12 protein-coding genes are annotated in these 13,472 nt (G+C 71.6%); 7 read left to right on the top strand and 5 right to left on the bottom strand.

From position 1 onward, the window contains the following. The 4 genes from D9599_RS11305 (at nt 1) to D9599_RS11290 (ending at nt 3,169) form a co-directional block, all read left to right on the top strand. Nucleotides 1-963: an ABC transporter substrate-binding protein gene (locus tag D9599_RS11305; protein ID WP_198381338.1), complete on the top strand. Its 963-nt coding sequence runs from the start codon at nt 1-3 to the stop codon at nt 961-963. Then, nucleotides 960-1,748, top strand: a complete 789-nt coding sequence (locus tag D9599_RS11300) for an ABC transporter ATP-binding protein (protein ID WP_198381337.1) — start codon at nt 960-962, stop codon at nt 1,746-1,748. The genes D9599_RS11305 and D9599_RS11300 overlap by 4 nt, the downstream gene beginning before the upstream one ends. Next, nucleotides 1,748-2,497, top strand: coding sequence for an ABC transporter permease (locus D9599_RS11295; protein ID WP_198381336.1), 750 nt, complete (start codon nt 1,748-1,750; stop codon nt 2,495-2,497). The genes D9599_RS11300 and D9599_RS11295 overlap by 1 nt, the downstream gene beginning before the upstream one ends. A 108-nt stretch (nt 2,498-2,605) precedes the next feature. Next, entirely contained in the window at nt 2,606-3,169 is a 564-nt protein-coding gene (locus tag D9599_RS11290) for a type 1 glutamine amidotransferase domain-containing protein (protein WP_198381335.1), read from the top strand. Nucleotides 3,170-3,414: 245 nt separating this feature from the next. On the opposite strand, the gene D9599_RS31940 is transcribed toward D9599_RS11290, so the two are convergent. Both D9599_RS31940 and secA read right to left on the bottom strand, forming a co-directional pair. Then, a complete protein-coding gene (locus tag D9599_RS31940; protein WP_255531567.1) occupies nt 3,415-3,546 on the bottom strand; it encodes a hypothetical protein in 132 nt (43 codons plus the stop codon). 78 nt (nt 3,547-3,624) lie between these two features. After that, nucleotides 3,625-6,357 (bottom strand): preprotein translocase subunit SecA, encoded by a 2,733-nt coding sequence (gene secA / locus D9599_RS11285; protein ID WP_198381334.1) that lies wholly within the window; start codon nt 6,355-6,357, stop codon nt 3,625-3,627. A gap of 263 nt (nt 6,358-6,620) precedes the next feature. Between secA and D9599_RS11280 the strand changes: the two genes are divergently transcribed. From D9599_RS11280 to D9599_RS11270, 3 genes are read left to right on the top strand one after another with little or no spacing between them, the layout of a single operon-like run. Further along, nucleotides 6,621-7,619: a peptidylprolyl isomerase gene (locus D9599_RS11280; protein WP_198381333.1), complete on the top strand. Its 999-nt coding sequence runs from the start codon at nt 6,621-6,623 to the stop codon at nt 7,617-7,619. A gap of 9 nt (nt 7,620-7,628) precedes the next feature. Next, nucleotides 7,629-8,864: a bifunctional glutamate N-acetyltransferase/amino-acid acetyltransferase ArgJ gene (gene argJ / locus D9599_RS11275; RefSeq protein WP_198381332.1), complete on the top strand. Its 1,236-nt coding sequence runs from the start codon at nt 7,629-7,631 to the stop codon at nt 8,862-8,864. Between the two features lie 4 nt (nt 8,865-8,868). Then, nucleotides 8,869-9,717 carry a shikimate dehydrogenase gene (locus D9599_RS11270; RefSeq protein WP_198381331.1) on the top strand — a complete coding sequence of 283 codons (849 nt, stop codon included), beginning with the start codon at nt 8,869-8,871 and terminating at the stop codon, nt 9,715-9,717. Nucleotides 9,718-9,735: 18 nt separating this feature from the next. On the opposite strand, the gene D9599_RS11265 is transcribed toward D9599_RS11270, so the two are convergent. From D9599_RS11265 to D9599_RS11255, 3 genes are read right to left on the bottom strand one after another with little or no spacing between them, the layout of a single operon-like run. Beyond that, nucleotides 9,736-10,701 (bottom strand): tripartite tricarboxylate transporter substrate binding protein, encoded by a 966-nt coding sequence (locus tag D9599_RS11265; RefSeq protein WP_198381330.1) that lies wholly within the window; start codon nt 10,699-10,701, stop codon nt 9,736-9,738. 32 nt (nt 10,702-10,733) lie between these two features. After that, nucleotides 10,734-11,852: a pyridoxal phosphate-dependent aminotransferase gene (locus tag D9599_RS11260; protein ID WP_198381455.1), complete on the bottom strand. Its 1,119-nt coding sequence runs from the start codon at nt 11,850-11,852 to the stop codon at nt 10,734-10,736. A 52-nt stretch (nt 11,853-11,904) separates the two neighbouring features. Then, nucleotides 11,905-13,299, bottom strand: coding sequence for a gamma-glutamyltransferase (locus D9599_RS11255; protein ID WP_232480389.1), 1,395 nt, complete (start codon nt 13,297-13,299; stop codon nt 11,905-11,907). Between the last annotated feature and the right edge of the window lie 173 nt (nt 13,300-13,472).

Below are 13,472 nucleotides of genomic sequence, written 5' to 3'. Positions count from 1 at the left end.
ATGAACCGTCGCTCCCTCCTCGGCGCCGCTCTCGCCATGCCCTTCCTCGCCCGCGCGGCGATGGCGGCGGACGCGGTGAAGATCGGCGTCTTCAACGTCTCCTCCGCGCTGCCCTTCTACGTCGCGCGGGAACGCGGCTTCTTCGCCGAGGCCGGGCTGGCGGTGGAGGCCGTGCCGCTGCAGGCCGCGCCGCTGATCGTGCAGGCGATGGTGGCGGGCGACCTCGACGGTGCCTCCAACCTCGTGACTCTGGAGGGCGCGAACATCAACGCCCGCCGCGCGAACACGGCGATCTACTTCGCGCTCAATGGCCAGAGCGACCGCTTCCGGATGGAGCAGTTCGTCGTGCGTCCCGGCTGGAGCGCGACCACCCTGCGCGACCTCAAGGGCGCGAGGATCCTCTCCGCCCCCGGGCCCGCCAACATGTCCGCCGCCCGTGCGGTGCTGGCTTCGGTCGGCCTGCAGGAGGGGCGCGACTATACCCTGTCCGAGCAGCAGATGGGCGTGCATGTCGGCGCGCTCGCCGCCGGCACCTTCGATGCCGCCTATACACTGGAGCCGCAGGCCACCATCGCCGAGCGCCAGGGCGCCGCGCGACGGCTGGAGGCAGGGGTGATCGCCACCCACCTCATTGGCCGCCCCGACGCACAGGCCTGGGCGGCCGGCGCCGCGCTGACGGGCAAGTTCCTCGATGCCAAGCCGGAGGTCGCGGCGCGCTTCGCCGGTGCCTGGGGCAAGGCCTGCACCACCATCAAGAACGATCCCTCCGTGCGCGACCTGCTGGTGCCCTTCATGCAGACCTCCGCCGAGCTGGCGCCGACCATCCCGCTGGTGAACTTCGCCATGGTGAAGGACATGTCCCCGCAGGAGGTCGCGGACTTCCAGAAGTTCGTGGACCTCGCCGTCGCACAGGGGGTGGTGCGGGGCGCGGTGGACGTGAAGTCCTTCCTGCGTCCCCTGTGAACGTCATCTCCCCCCGGGAGGCCGCGGTCAGCGTCCGCGGCCTCTCCAAGGCCTTTCGCGGCCAGCCCGTGCATGCCGGGCTGGACCTGGACCTTCGACGCGGCGACATCCTCTCGGTTTTCGGGCCGAACGGCTGCGGCAAGTCCACGCTCATCAACATGATGGCGGGGTTGCTGGAGGCCGATGCCGGCACTGTCCTGTTCGACGGCCGCACGGTGCGGGAGGCCCGGATCGGCTACGTCTTCCAGAACTATCGGGAGGCGCTGCTGCCCTGGCGCCGGGCGGCCGACAACATCCGTTATCCCCTCCGCCTCATGCGCCAGCCGCGCGCGCAGGTGGAGCGGCGGCTCGAGGAGCTGGTCGCGGCCTTCGACGTGCGCTTCGACCTCAACCGGTACCCTTACGAGCTATCCGGCGGGCAGCAGCAGCTTGTCTCGGTCATGCGCGCCCTCGCGGTGGAGCCGGAGGTTCTGTTCCTCGACGAGCCCTTCTCCGCGCTCGACTACGAGACGACCCTCTCCCTGCGCGAACTCCTCGGCCGCGTGCTGAAACGGGACCGCATCACCGCCATGCTCGTCTCCCACGATCTCGAGGAATCAATCGCCCTGTCGGACCGCGTGCTGATGCTGACCCGCCGTCCCTCGCGCATCGTGGATGACGTGCCCGTGCCGCTGGCCTGGCCGCGCGACGCCGCGACCCTCTCCTCACCGGAATTCGTCGCGATCAAGCGGCGCTGCCTCGATGTCTTCACCGCAGCCGTGCGCTCGCGGCCGGAAGCCGCGTGATGCGCGCGCTGCTTCCGCCGATCCTCGGCGCGCTCGGCTTCGTCGCGCTCTGGCAGGTGGCCGTGCTGCTCGGCGTGGCAGACCCGGTGCTCCTGCCCACGCCGGCCGAGACGGCGCGCGACACCTGGGCAGCGCTCTCGACAGGCACGTTGGCGCATGACCTCTGGCGCACGGTCACGCGCACGCTGCTCTCCTTCGTCATCGCATCCGCCATCGGCGTGCCGCTCGGCGTCGCGCTCGGCGCGCGGGAACGTCTCTATCGCGCCGTCGAGTTCGTGGTGGACTTCTTCCGCTCCACTCCTGCCTCCGCCCTGTTTCCGCTCTTCCTCGTGCTCTTTGGCACGGGGGAGGCGACGAAGATCGCGGTGGCCGCCTTCGGTGCGGCCCTCGTTATCCTGTTCAACGCCGCCTATGGCGTGATGAACGCGCGCCGTACCCGCGTGCTGGCCGCGCGCGTGATGGGCGCGGGTCCATCGCGCATCCTCGTGGACGTGCTCGTCTGGGAAGCCCTGCCGCAGATCCTCGTCGGCATGCGCCAGGGCGTCTCACTTGCGCTGGTGATCGTCGTGGTGGCTGAAATGTTCATCGGCTCCACCGACGGCCTCGGCCAGCGCGTGATCAACGCGCAGATGCTGTTCGAGAGCGGGCTGATGTATGGCGCGATCTTCGTTGCCGGCGCGCTCGGCTACGCCCTAAACCTTCTCTTCCTGCTGATGGAGAAGCGTTTCGTCCACTGGTCCGGCAAGTAACGGTGGCACCGTTCAACCAAACCAGCGCCGATGCCCGCCGTTCTATCTGTCGCAAAGGTTGGCGCCATGCGCCAGCCCCGCTGCCGTTTGGCAAGGAAGGAACGCGACATGGCTGATGCAACGCACCGCAGGGTTGCCATCCTGGCGACGGATGGGGTCGAGCGGGTGGAACTGACCGAGCCGCTGAAGGCCTTGAAAGCGGCCGGGATGGACGCTGCCGTGGTGTCGCTCAAGCTCGGCGAGATCCAGTCGATGGACGGGGACGTGAACCCCGCCGAGAAGATCGCGGTGGATGTCGAACTGGCCGATGCACACGCCGATGCCTTCGACGCGCTGGTCCTGCCGGGCGGCACCACCAATCCCGACAAGCTGCGCATGAATGAGGCGGCCGTCGCCTTCGTCCGCGCCTTCGCCGAGGCCGGTAAGCCCATTGCGGCCATCTGCCACGGCCCGTGGTCGCTGATCGAGGCTGGCGCGGTGAAGGGGCGGCGCATGACTTCCTACCCCTCCCTCAAGACCGACCTGCGCAACGCGGGCGCCACCTGGGTGGACGAGACCTGCGTGGTGGAAGGCAACTTCGTGACCTCTCGGAACCCGAAGGACCTTCCTGCCTTCTGCGAGAAGATGGTCGAGGCGGTGTCCCGCACGGCGCCGCGAGCCGCGGCGGCCTGATGGAGCGTTGCGGCTGACCCTGGGGAGAGAAAGAAGGAATTCTTCCTCTCCCCAAACCCCTCTTTATCATCTTTTTCTTCAAGTCGGACTCACCACACGGCCGGTGAGCTCCGGGTCCCTGACCAGAGGCGACAGCACGCGCAGGAAGGTTCCGCGACAGCCAAATGGGGGTTGAGGGGCCTCAGGCCTGTCGCGGGAGAGGTGCCGGAGAGGGCAGGGCCCTCTCTGGCGGTCACAGGGCGTCCTTAGTCCTTTCGCGGCGGCTGGGCGCGGCGCCGGCGGGAGAAGACGCTCAGGAATTCGAGCCGCTGGAGGATCACCAGCACCACGATGATGACGGCGAGGGCGGCGAGCCCGATCAGGGGTGAATCAAGCATCCTGCTCCGCCTTCTTCAGCCCGCGGGAACGCGGCGCGCTATTCCATCAACGCGCGCCGGTTCCGAAGTTGCAGAGCTTCAGCCCCGTCCGTGGCAGTGCTTGTACTTCTTGCCGGAGCCGCAGGGGCAGGGCGCGTTGCGGGGCGTGCGGTCCCAGGTGGAGGGATCGTTCGGGTCCACGCCTTCCGCCACCCGCGAGGCCGCGACGGGGGCGGCCGCGCCGTATTCCCCGACGGCCGCGTCGTAGCCGAGCAGCGGGTCGCCGGAATCGGGTGCCGGGTGGCGGGCGTCGAGCACGCTGATCGGCTCCGGGCTGGGCAGGGGCGCGCCGGTCGGGATGTCCACCTGCATCAGCCAGCGCGTGGTCTCCTCCCGCATCTCCGCCAGCATGGCGTTGAACAGGTTGAAGGCCTCGGACTTGTACTCGTTCAGCGGGTCGCGCTGGCCGTAGGCGCGCAGGCCGATGCCCTGGCGCAGGTGATCGAGGGAGAGGAGGTGGTCCTTCCACACCTTGTCAAAGACCATCAGCAGGATGGACTTCTCCACCTCCCGCATCCGGTCCACGCCGAAATTTGCGGCGCGGGCGGCATAGGTGGTGTCGGCGGCCTCGTGCAGCCGCTCGCGGATCTGGGTCTCGTCGATCCCTTCCTCGCGCGCCCAGTCGACGACAGGCAGGTCGAGGCCGAGGATCTCGCGCACGCGGGACTGGAGCGTGTCCATGCGCCACTGCTCGGGATAGGCGTTCTCGGGGATGGCGGCGGCGACCATGTCGTCGATCACCTCCCGGCGCATCTCCGTCACGGTCTCGGAGACGTCGGCGGCCTGCATGAAGGACTTGCGCTGGGCATAGACCTCCTTTCGCTGGTCGTTCATGACGTCGTCGTACTTGAGCAGGTTCTTGCGCGTGTCGAAGTTCCGCGCCTCAACCTTCTTCTGCGCCTTCTCCAGCGCCTTGTTGATCCAGGGGTGGACGATCGCCTCCCCCTCCTTCAACCCAAGCTTCTGCAGCATCCCGCCCATGCGGTCGGACCCAAAGATGCGCATCAGGTCGTCCTCGAGGCTGAGGAAGAAGCGGGAGGCGCCCGGATCGCCCTGACGGCCGGAGCGGCCGCGGAGCTGGTTGTCGATGCGGCGGCTCTCGTGCCGCTCGGTGCCGATGACGAAGAGGCCGCCGGCCGCCTTCACCTTGGCGGCGCTGCCCTCCACCTCGCGGCGGATCTCAGCCAGCCGCGCCTCGAACTCGGGGCCCGCGGGCTCGCCGGCGAAGCTCGCGCGCGCCAGCATCTCGGCGTTGCCGCCGAGTTTGATGTCGGTGCCGCGGCCGGCCATGTTCGTCGCGATCGTCACCGCGCCGGGGCGCCCGGCCTGAGAGATGATCGCCGCCTCCTGCTCGTGGTAGCGCGCGTTCAGCACCTGGTGCGGCACGCCCTTCTTCTGCAGAAGCGAGGAGATCAGCTCGGACTTCTCGATGCTGGTCGTGCCGACGAGGCAGGGCTGGCCGCGGTCACGGGCCTCGGCAATCAGGCCGGCCACCGCCTCGTACTTCTCGGCGGCGCTGCGATAAACCTCGTCGTCGGAATCAAGGCGCGACACCGGCAGGTTGGTGGGGATCTCCACCACCTCCAGCTTGTAAATCTCGGCGAACTCGTCGGCCTCGGTCGCGGCGGTGCCGGTCATGCCCGCGAGCTTCGGATAAAGGCGGAAGTAGTTCTGGAAGGTGATGGAGGCCAGCGTTTGGTTCTCGGGCTGAACCGTCACGCCCTCCTTCGCCTCCAGCGCCTGGTGGAGGCCGTCCGAATAGCGGCGGCCCTCCATCATGCGGCCGGTGAACTCGTCGATGATGACGATCTTGTCCTGCCGCTCGATGTAATCCACGTCCCGCGCGAAGAGGGTGTGCGCGCGCAGCGACTGGTTCACGTGGTGAACGATGGTGACGTTCTGGAAGTCGTAGAGGTCGCCCTCCTCCAGCAGCCCCGCCTCGGTCAGCGCGTTCGCCACCGCCTCGTTGCCCGCTTCCGTCAGGGAGACGGTCTTGTTCTTCTCGTCCTTGTCGTAGTTCGCCGGATCCTTGGCGATCTCCTTCACCACCGCATTGACGCGGTTGTAGAGGTCCGAGGTGTCGTCAGTCGGGCCGGAGATGATGAGGGGCGTGCGCGCCTCGTCAACCAGGATGCTGTCGACCTCGTCCACGATGGCGTAGTTGAAGGGCCGCTGGACCATCTCGCCCAGCGAGTACTTCATGTTGTCGCGGAGATAGTCGAAGCCGAACTCGTTGTTCGTGCCGTAGGTGATGTCGCAGGCATAGGCCTCGCGGCGCTGCGGGTCGGTCTTGCCGTAGACGATCGTGTCGGTGGTCAGGCCCAGCCAGGCGTAGAGCCGACCCATCTCCTCCGCGTCGCGGGAGGCGAGATAGTCGTTCACGGTCACGACATGGACGCCCTTGCCCGTCAGGCCGTTGAGGTAGCAGGGCAGGGTGGCGACGAGGGTCTTGCCCTCGCCGGTCTTCATCTCGGCAATGCGTCCCTCGTGCAGCACCATGCCGCCGATGAGCTGCACGTCGAAGTGCCGCATCCCGAGGACGCGCTTGGAGGCCTCCCGGCAGACCGCGAAGGCCTCGGGCAGCAGGCTGTCCAGCGACTCGCCCTTGGCGATGCGCTCGCGGAACTCGGGGGTCTTGGCCTTCAGCTGGTCGTCGGACAGCGCGGCAATGGCGGGTTCCAGCGCGTTGATGGCCGGCACCCGCGCCCGGTACGCCTTCAGCGCGCGGTCGTTCGAGGTGCCGAGGATGGCGCGGGCGAGGCGGGCGAACATAGGGTCAGGCAGTCTCCGGGGCAGGCCTGGGCATCGCCTGGGGGCCGCCACCGGAAGGACCGCGGGGCGGCCGGCAGGAGGGGGGCCTGACAGGGCCCTGCGTGCAGGCGCAGAGATAGGGAAGGGGGGGCGGCGGGTCAACGAATGCCGCGCTGCCCGGCCCCCGAGGCGCCGCCTCGTGATCCCCGTGCCCCAGGCCCCGCCTTGTGAGAGGGGCCCCCCTCCGCCATGGTGCGCCCCTTTCCGCCGAGACCCCCCCGAAGATGCCCCGCCTTCTCCTCTCGACCGCGCTTCTCCCCGCCTGCCTGCTCTCGGCCGGGCTCGCCCTCGCCCAGACGCCGGGCCCGGCAACCACCCCGGCGCCAACTCCGGCGCAGGCCCCTGCCGCGGCGCCGGCGCCCGGCGCGGCTGCCGCTCCCGGCCGCCCCGCCGACCCTGTGGTGGCGCGGGTGGAGGGGCAGGAGATCCGCCTCTCCGACGTGCGCGACGCCGCCGCCGAGCTGCCGGACGAGCTGAAGAACGCTCCCCCGGCAATGATCTATCCCCTGATCGTGGACCAGCTCGTGGCCCAGAAGGCCCTCGTCGCCCGCGCCCGCGCCGAGGGGCTGGAGCGGGATCCGGAGGTGCAGCGCCGCATTGCCCGCGCCACCGACCAGGAACTGCAGCAGGCGCTCCTCCGCCGCGAGGTGGCGCCGGCGCTGACCGAGGGGGCGCTGCGGGCTCGCTACGACCGCGAATCGGCCAACCGCCAGGGCGAGGAGGAGATCCACGCCCGCCACATCCTCGTGCCCACCGAGGCCGCGGCGCGCGAGGCGCTGGAGGAGGTCCGCCGCCCCGGCGCCGACTTCGCCGAGATCGCCAAGCGCCGTTCCACGGGCCCCGGCGCCGAGCAGGGCGGCGACCTCGGCTTCTTCAAGAAGTCCGACATGATCCCTGAATTCGCTCAGGCGGCCTTCGCCCTCCAGCCCGGCCAGATCAGCCCCGCCCCCGTGCACACCGCCTTCGGCTGGCACGTCATCAAGGTGGAGGAGCGCCGCACCGCGCCGCCGGCCAGCTTCGAGGACAGCCAGGAGGCGCTCCGCCAGTCCGCCTTCGAGGAGACGGTGAACGGCGCGGTCGAGCGCATCCGCAACGCCGCCCGCGTGGAGCGCTTCAACCTCGACGGCTCGCTGATTCGCGCGCCCGGCCTGATGGAGGGCGCGACACCTCCGGCCGCCGCACCCGCGCCCTCCTCGGCCCCCTCCGCGGCCCCGCGGCGCTGAGCGGAGGCGATGGCAATGGACATCCCCGTTTCCCCCCTCCGGGTCGAGCTGCCGCCCCTGCCGCCCCTCAAGGGCGTGCGCCTGGGCGTCGCCGCCGCCGGCCTGCGCTACCAGGGCCGGCCTGACGTGATGATGATGCAGTTTGCCCCCGGCACGACCGTCGCGGGCGTCTTCACCAGCAACAAGTGCCCCGGCGCCCCGGTGGACTGGTGCCGCACGGCGCTGAAGGGCGAGGCCGCGCGCGCCCTGGTGGTGAATGCTGGCAACGCCAACGTCTTCACCGGCCGGGCCGGCGTGGTGGCCTGCGAGGCAACGGCCGCCGCCGCCGCGTCCCTCGCGGGTTGCGAGACCTCCGAGGTGTTCCTCGCCAGCACGGGCGTGATCGGCCAGGTACTGCCGCACGAGAAACTGGCCGCCGCCCTGCCAGCGCTGCACGCCTCGCTGAAGGAGACGGGCTGGGCCGATGCCGCGCGCGGCATCATGACCACCGACACCTTCCCGAAGGCCGCCGCCCGCACGGCGACGATCAACGGCACGAAGGTCACGATCCTCGGCATCGCCAAGGGCAGCGGCATGGTGGCGCCGGACATGGCGACGATGCTGTGCTTCGTGGCCACCGACGCCGCCATCCCCGCCGCCGCGCTGCAATCCTCCCTGCGGCGGGGCGTGGAGGCGAGCTTCAACCGCACGACGGTCGACAGCGACACCTCCACCTCCGACACCGTGCTGCTCTTCGCGACGGGCCAGGCCGGGAACGACCGCGTCTCCGCCTTCCCGGGCGAGGCGCTGGACGACTTCCAGGCGCAGCTCGACGCCCTGCTGCTGGACCTCGCGCTGCAGGTGGTGCGGGACGGGGAGGGCGCGCAGAAGCTGGTGAAGGTGACAGTGCGCGGCGCCGTTTCCGACAATTCGGCCAAGCGGGTGGCCATGGCCATCGCCAACTCGCCCCTGGTCAAGACCGCCATCGCCGGCGAGGACGCGAACTGGGGCCGCATCGTCATGGCCGTCGGCAAGGCCGGCGAGCCCGCGGACCGGGACCGCCTCTCGGTCGCCATCGGCGGCACCTGGATGGCGAAGGACGGCGGCGTGGTTGAGGGCTACGACGAGGCCCCAGTGGTCGCGCACGTGCGCGGGCGGGAGATCGACATCGAGGCCGATCTCGGCCTCGGGAAGGGCGAGTCCACCGTTTGGACCTGCGACCTGACCCATGGCTACATCGACATCAACGGCTCCTACCGGTCCTGAGGCGATGGCCAGCTCCAACCGGGTGCTGCTCGGCCTGCTCGGCCACCCGATCTCCCACTCGGCCGCCCCCGCGATGATGGAGGCGGCCGGTGCCGCCACGGGCCTTGATGTCCGCTACCACCTGATCGACGTGGCCGGCGCCTCGCTGGAGGTTATCGGGCGCATCCTGGACGGGGTGCGGCTGATCGGCTTCGCGGGGATCAACGTCACCTTCCCCTACAAGCAGGCGGTCATCCCCTTCCTCGACGCGCTGGACCCCGGCGCCCAACAGGTGGGCGCGGTGAACCTCATCACCGTGCGGGACGGGCGGCTGACGGGCCACAACACCGACGCGACCGGCTTCCTCTCGGGCCTGCTGGGCACAGTGGGGGAGGCGGTGAAGGCCGGCCCCGCCGTGCTGATCGGGGCGGGCGGCGCCGGGCGGGCGATCGCCTGGTCGCTGGCCAAGGCCGGCGTGCCGGAGGTGCGCGTGGTGGACCAGGACCCCGCCCGCGCCGCCTCGCTCTCGGATGAGGCCTCGGGCTGGGGCGGGGGGCGCTTCCTGCCGGCCGGCGGGATCGCCGCCGCCATGGAAGGGGCCGCGGGGGTGGTGAACGCCTCCCCCGCCGGGATGCTGCCGGATACCTCCAGCCCCGTGGACCCCGCCCTGCTGCGCGGCTCGATGTGGGTGGCGGATGCCGTGTACCACCCGCCCGTGACGCCGCTGCTGGCGGCCGCTACGGCGCTCGGCTGCGCGATCATGCCGGGGCGCGCCATGTCGGTCGGGCAGGCGGAGGACGGCTTCGCCCTCTTCACCGGCCGGCGGGCGCCGGCGGGCGTCATCGACGCCGCCTTCGCCGCGCATGTGAAGTAAGCGGCTCTCCGCGCGGCCTCAGTCCGTCGCGCGGATGCCGAGGCGCTGCACCAGCTCGGTCCAGCGCTCCCGCTCCGTCCGCGCCGCCGCCGCCAGCGCGTTGCCGTCGCCGGCACGGGGCTCCACGCCCAGGCCGAGCAGCCTTGTCCTGAGATCGGCATCGCCCATCGCGGCATTCGAGGCCTCGGTGATCCGCTGCGCGACGGCGGACGGCATGTGCGCCGGGCCGAAAATGCCGAACCAGGTTTCGGAGACGAGCCCGGGCAGGCCCGCGGCCTCGCCGGTCGGTATTCCCGGCGCCAGCGGCGTCGGCGCGGCGGAGGTGACGGCCAGCGCCTTCACTGTGCCCGCCTGGATGTGGGTCGCCGCCGTGGCCGGCACGTCGAGCAGCACGTGCACGTCGCCCCGCCGCAGCTCGGTATAGACGGCGCCGGTGCCGCGATAGGGCACGTGCACCATTCCAAGATCCGCCAGGCTGTCGAGCAGCGCCCCGTTGAGGTGCGGCGTGGTGGCGACGCCCGAGGAGCCGTAATTGACCCCACCCCGCCGCGCCTTGGCCCAGGCGATGAAGCCGCGGAGGTCGTTCACCGGCACGGTGGTGGAGACGAGCACGAGGGAGGGCGAGGCGCCGATGAGTGCGAGCGGCGTGAAGTCGGTCTCGACGTTGTAGGGCAGGTTGGCGCCCGTGGCCGGGGCGGTGGAGTGGATGGAGGAGGTGGCGAGCAGCAGCGTCAGCCCGTCCGGCGGGGCGCGCACCACCACCTCGGCCGCCGGGACGCCGCCGGCGCCGGGGCGGTTCTCGATCACCACCGTCGCGCCGAGGCGCTGGCCCAGGAGCGGCGCAAAGAGGCGCGACACCGCGTCCGTCGCCCCGCCCGCGGGAAAGGGCACGATCAACCGCACGGGCCGCGCCTGCGACTGGGCGATGGCCGGGCGCGCGAGGGCAGCGAGCCCCGGCAGGGCAAGAAGGGATCGGCGGTTCATGGAATGGTTCCCTGGAGGTGCCTGGTCCTGGCTCAGGTCCCGAGCCAGCGGCGCAGGCGGGCCGGCGCCTCGGCCATGTCGGCCTCGGGCCCGCAATAGCTGAAACGCAAGAACCGGGCCCCGCGTCCGCTGTCGAAATCGACGCCTGGGGTGGCGGCGATGCCGGCCTCAGCCAGCATGCGCGCGCAGAAGGCCGGGCTGTCATTCGTCAGGTGGCCGATATCGGCCCAGATGTAGAAGGCGCCGTCCGCCTGGGCGATCCGGTCGAACCCCGCCGCCGGCAGCCCGGCGAGCAGCAGGTCGCGCGAGCGGCGATAGGTGGCGCGGTTCGCCTCCAGCTCGTCCACGCAGTCGAAGGCCGCCTCGGCTGCCACCTGGGCGACATGGGGGGCGGAGATGAACATGTTCTGCGCCAGCCGCTCGACCGGCCGCAGCAGGTCCTCGGGCAGGACGAGCCAGCCGATGCGCCAGCCGGTCATGGAGAAGTATTTCGAGAAGCTGTTCACCACGATCGCGCTCGGCGAGTGCGTGGCCGCCGTCGCCTCCGGCACATCGTAGGAGAGGCCGTGATAGATCTCGTCCGAGATCAGCCGCACGCCGTTGGTGTGGCACCAGCGCGCGATGGCCGCCAGTTCCTCCGGCGCCAGCATGGTGCCGGCGGGGTTGCAGGGGCTGGCGACGATCAGCCCGGCCGGGCGCGGGTCGAGCGCCTCCAGCATGGCGACGGTGGGCTGGAAGCGGGTGCTGGCGTCACAAGGCAGGATCTGCGGGACCATGCCGAGGGCGGTCAGGATGTTCACGTAAGGGGGGTAGTAGGGGGCGGCCATGGCCACCCTGTCCCCAGCATCGAAGGCCGCGAGGAAGGCGAGGGGGAAGGCGCCAGAGGCCCCGACCGTGACCGCGATCCGCTCGGCCGGAACCGGCGTGCCGTAATGCTGGGCATAGCGCCCGGCGATCCGCTCCCGCAGCGAGCGCAGCCCGAAGGCCTCCGTGTAGCCCATGGGGTGGCCGTCACGCAGGGCGCGGATGGCGGCCTCGGCCGCGCCGCGCGGGGCACCGGTGCCGGGCTGGCCGACCTCCATCCGCAGGATGCCGGGCTCTCCGGGCGCGATCGCGGCGGCGCGCGCATTGGCGGCGGCGATCACATCCATCACGAGAAAGGGCGGGGTGTTCGCGCCCCGCCCCACCTTCAGGCCTGGCAACTCACTCGCTTCCGGTGGCGAGACCGAAGCCGCGCGGGTCGGCCACGGCCGAGCAGCGGTCAGCCGTCACGGTGCCCTGGCAGGTAATCGCGACGGCGCGGCCCGGCTCGGGCACCGACGCGACCGCCTGAGCCAGCGGCGCGCGCCGCCGGAGGTGAAGCCCGGCCGGGACGCCCGCCGCCGCCGGCGCCGCACCCTGGCCGGAACCCGCGCCGGCATAGCGCATCGCCTTTACGCTGAGATTCGCGACCATGATCGCCCCCAGCGGCGGCGCCTGCACGCTGCCCATGTTGGGCGCGGCGGCGAGGAGGAAGCCCATGCCCGGAACCATCCGCCCGGTGCCGAAGAGGTTGTTCATGGTGAAGGCGCAGGCCACCGCGCCGCCCTCCCGGTCCTGCACCACGAGGGAGGTGCTGGCGCCGAAGCTTCCGCCCGCGACGGGCGCCGCCTGCCCGGCGGCCGCCGCGCGGAAGGCCGCCAGCGTCGCCCCGCCATCCACCGAGGCCGGCAGCACGGCGAGGGTGTCGTCGCCCAGCCGCTCCTGCACGGGCGTCACGGCCTGGGGCACGGCGGCGCGCATCTCGGGCACCGTAAGGAAGCCGCCGGCGGCCGCGCTGCCCTCCTCCACGCGGCGGGCGAGGCCGCCCTGGTGGAAGTCGCCGACCCCTGCCGTGCGGATCTGGCCCAGGGTGGTGGCGAGGTCGGGCTGGGTCAGCTGCTCGCCCTCGCCCAGCCCGCCGCGCGCGCCGTCGAAGGCGGCGCGGGTGACGGGATCGGCCATCAGCGGCCCCGAGACCGCCGCGAAATCGGCCGCGAGGGCGCGCGAGACGGTGATACCGAGTCGTGCCAGGCGCTCGGCCGGGGCGATGGTGGCCTCGAAGGGCAGCTTTCCCTGGCGGGCATGCAGGGCGAAGAGGCCGCGTGCCATCATCGGCACCGCCGCCGGGCGGTCCGCCCCGCGCGGCACGCCGCTGCGCGCGCCCGGCTGGAAGAGGAAGGTCTCCACCTCGTTGCGGCGCGGGTCGTAGCCGAGGCAGGCGCCGCCGCCGCCGAGCCCGGCACGGGAGGGGAGGGTGACGGAGAGCGCGAAGCCCGCCGCGACGGCCGCATCGGCCGCCGAGCCGCCGGCCGAGAGGATATCGCGCGCGACGAGCGCCGCGCGGGGCTCCTCGGCCGCCACATTGCCGAGGAAGCCGCGGACATAGCCCTGCTGGCCCGGCTGGAGGCTGGGGCCGCCGGTCAGGGCGTTGCTCACCCGGTCCACCGTGGAGCAGCCCGCGAGCGCCACCAGCGCCAGCAGGGCCGCCGCGGCCGGGTGGCGGGCGGTGGCGCCCCGGGCGAAGCCGCTCTTGCCTGCCATGTGGTCCCGCGACCTCCCTGCCGCCATGATCGTCATCGCCGCGTTCCTGGCACCGGCCGCGCCCAGGGCGCAAGGGGGCGGGGGCGTCGGTAGGGGCGGAAACGGGAACCTTCCCGCCCGCATCGGGGCTGAAAAGCCGGTTCCGGGGGTGCGCGCGGCCGGCGGCTGTGGCCGGCGACGTGCCGTGATAGGCTCGGGCCCAGGGACGG

Origin of the sequence: Roseomonas sp. KE2513 (genome assembly GCF_016107305.1) — a bacterium.
In the GTDB taxonomy this organism is placed as follows: Bacteria; Pseudomonadota; Alphaproteobacteria; order Acetobacterales; family Acetobacteraceae; genus Roseomonas.
The sequence above is the reverse complement of the archived record's forward strand: the minus strand, read 5'-3'. Positions and strand labels throughout refer to the sequence as shown.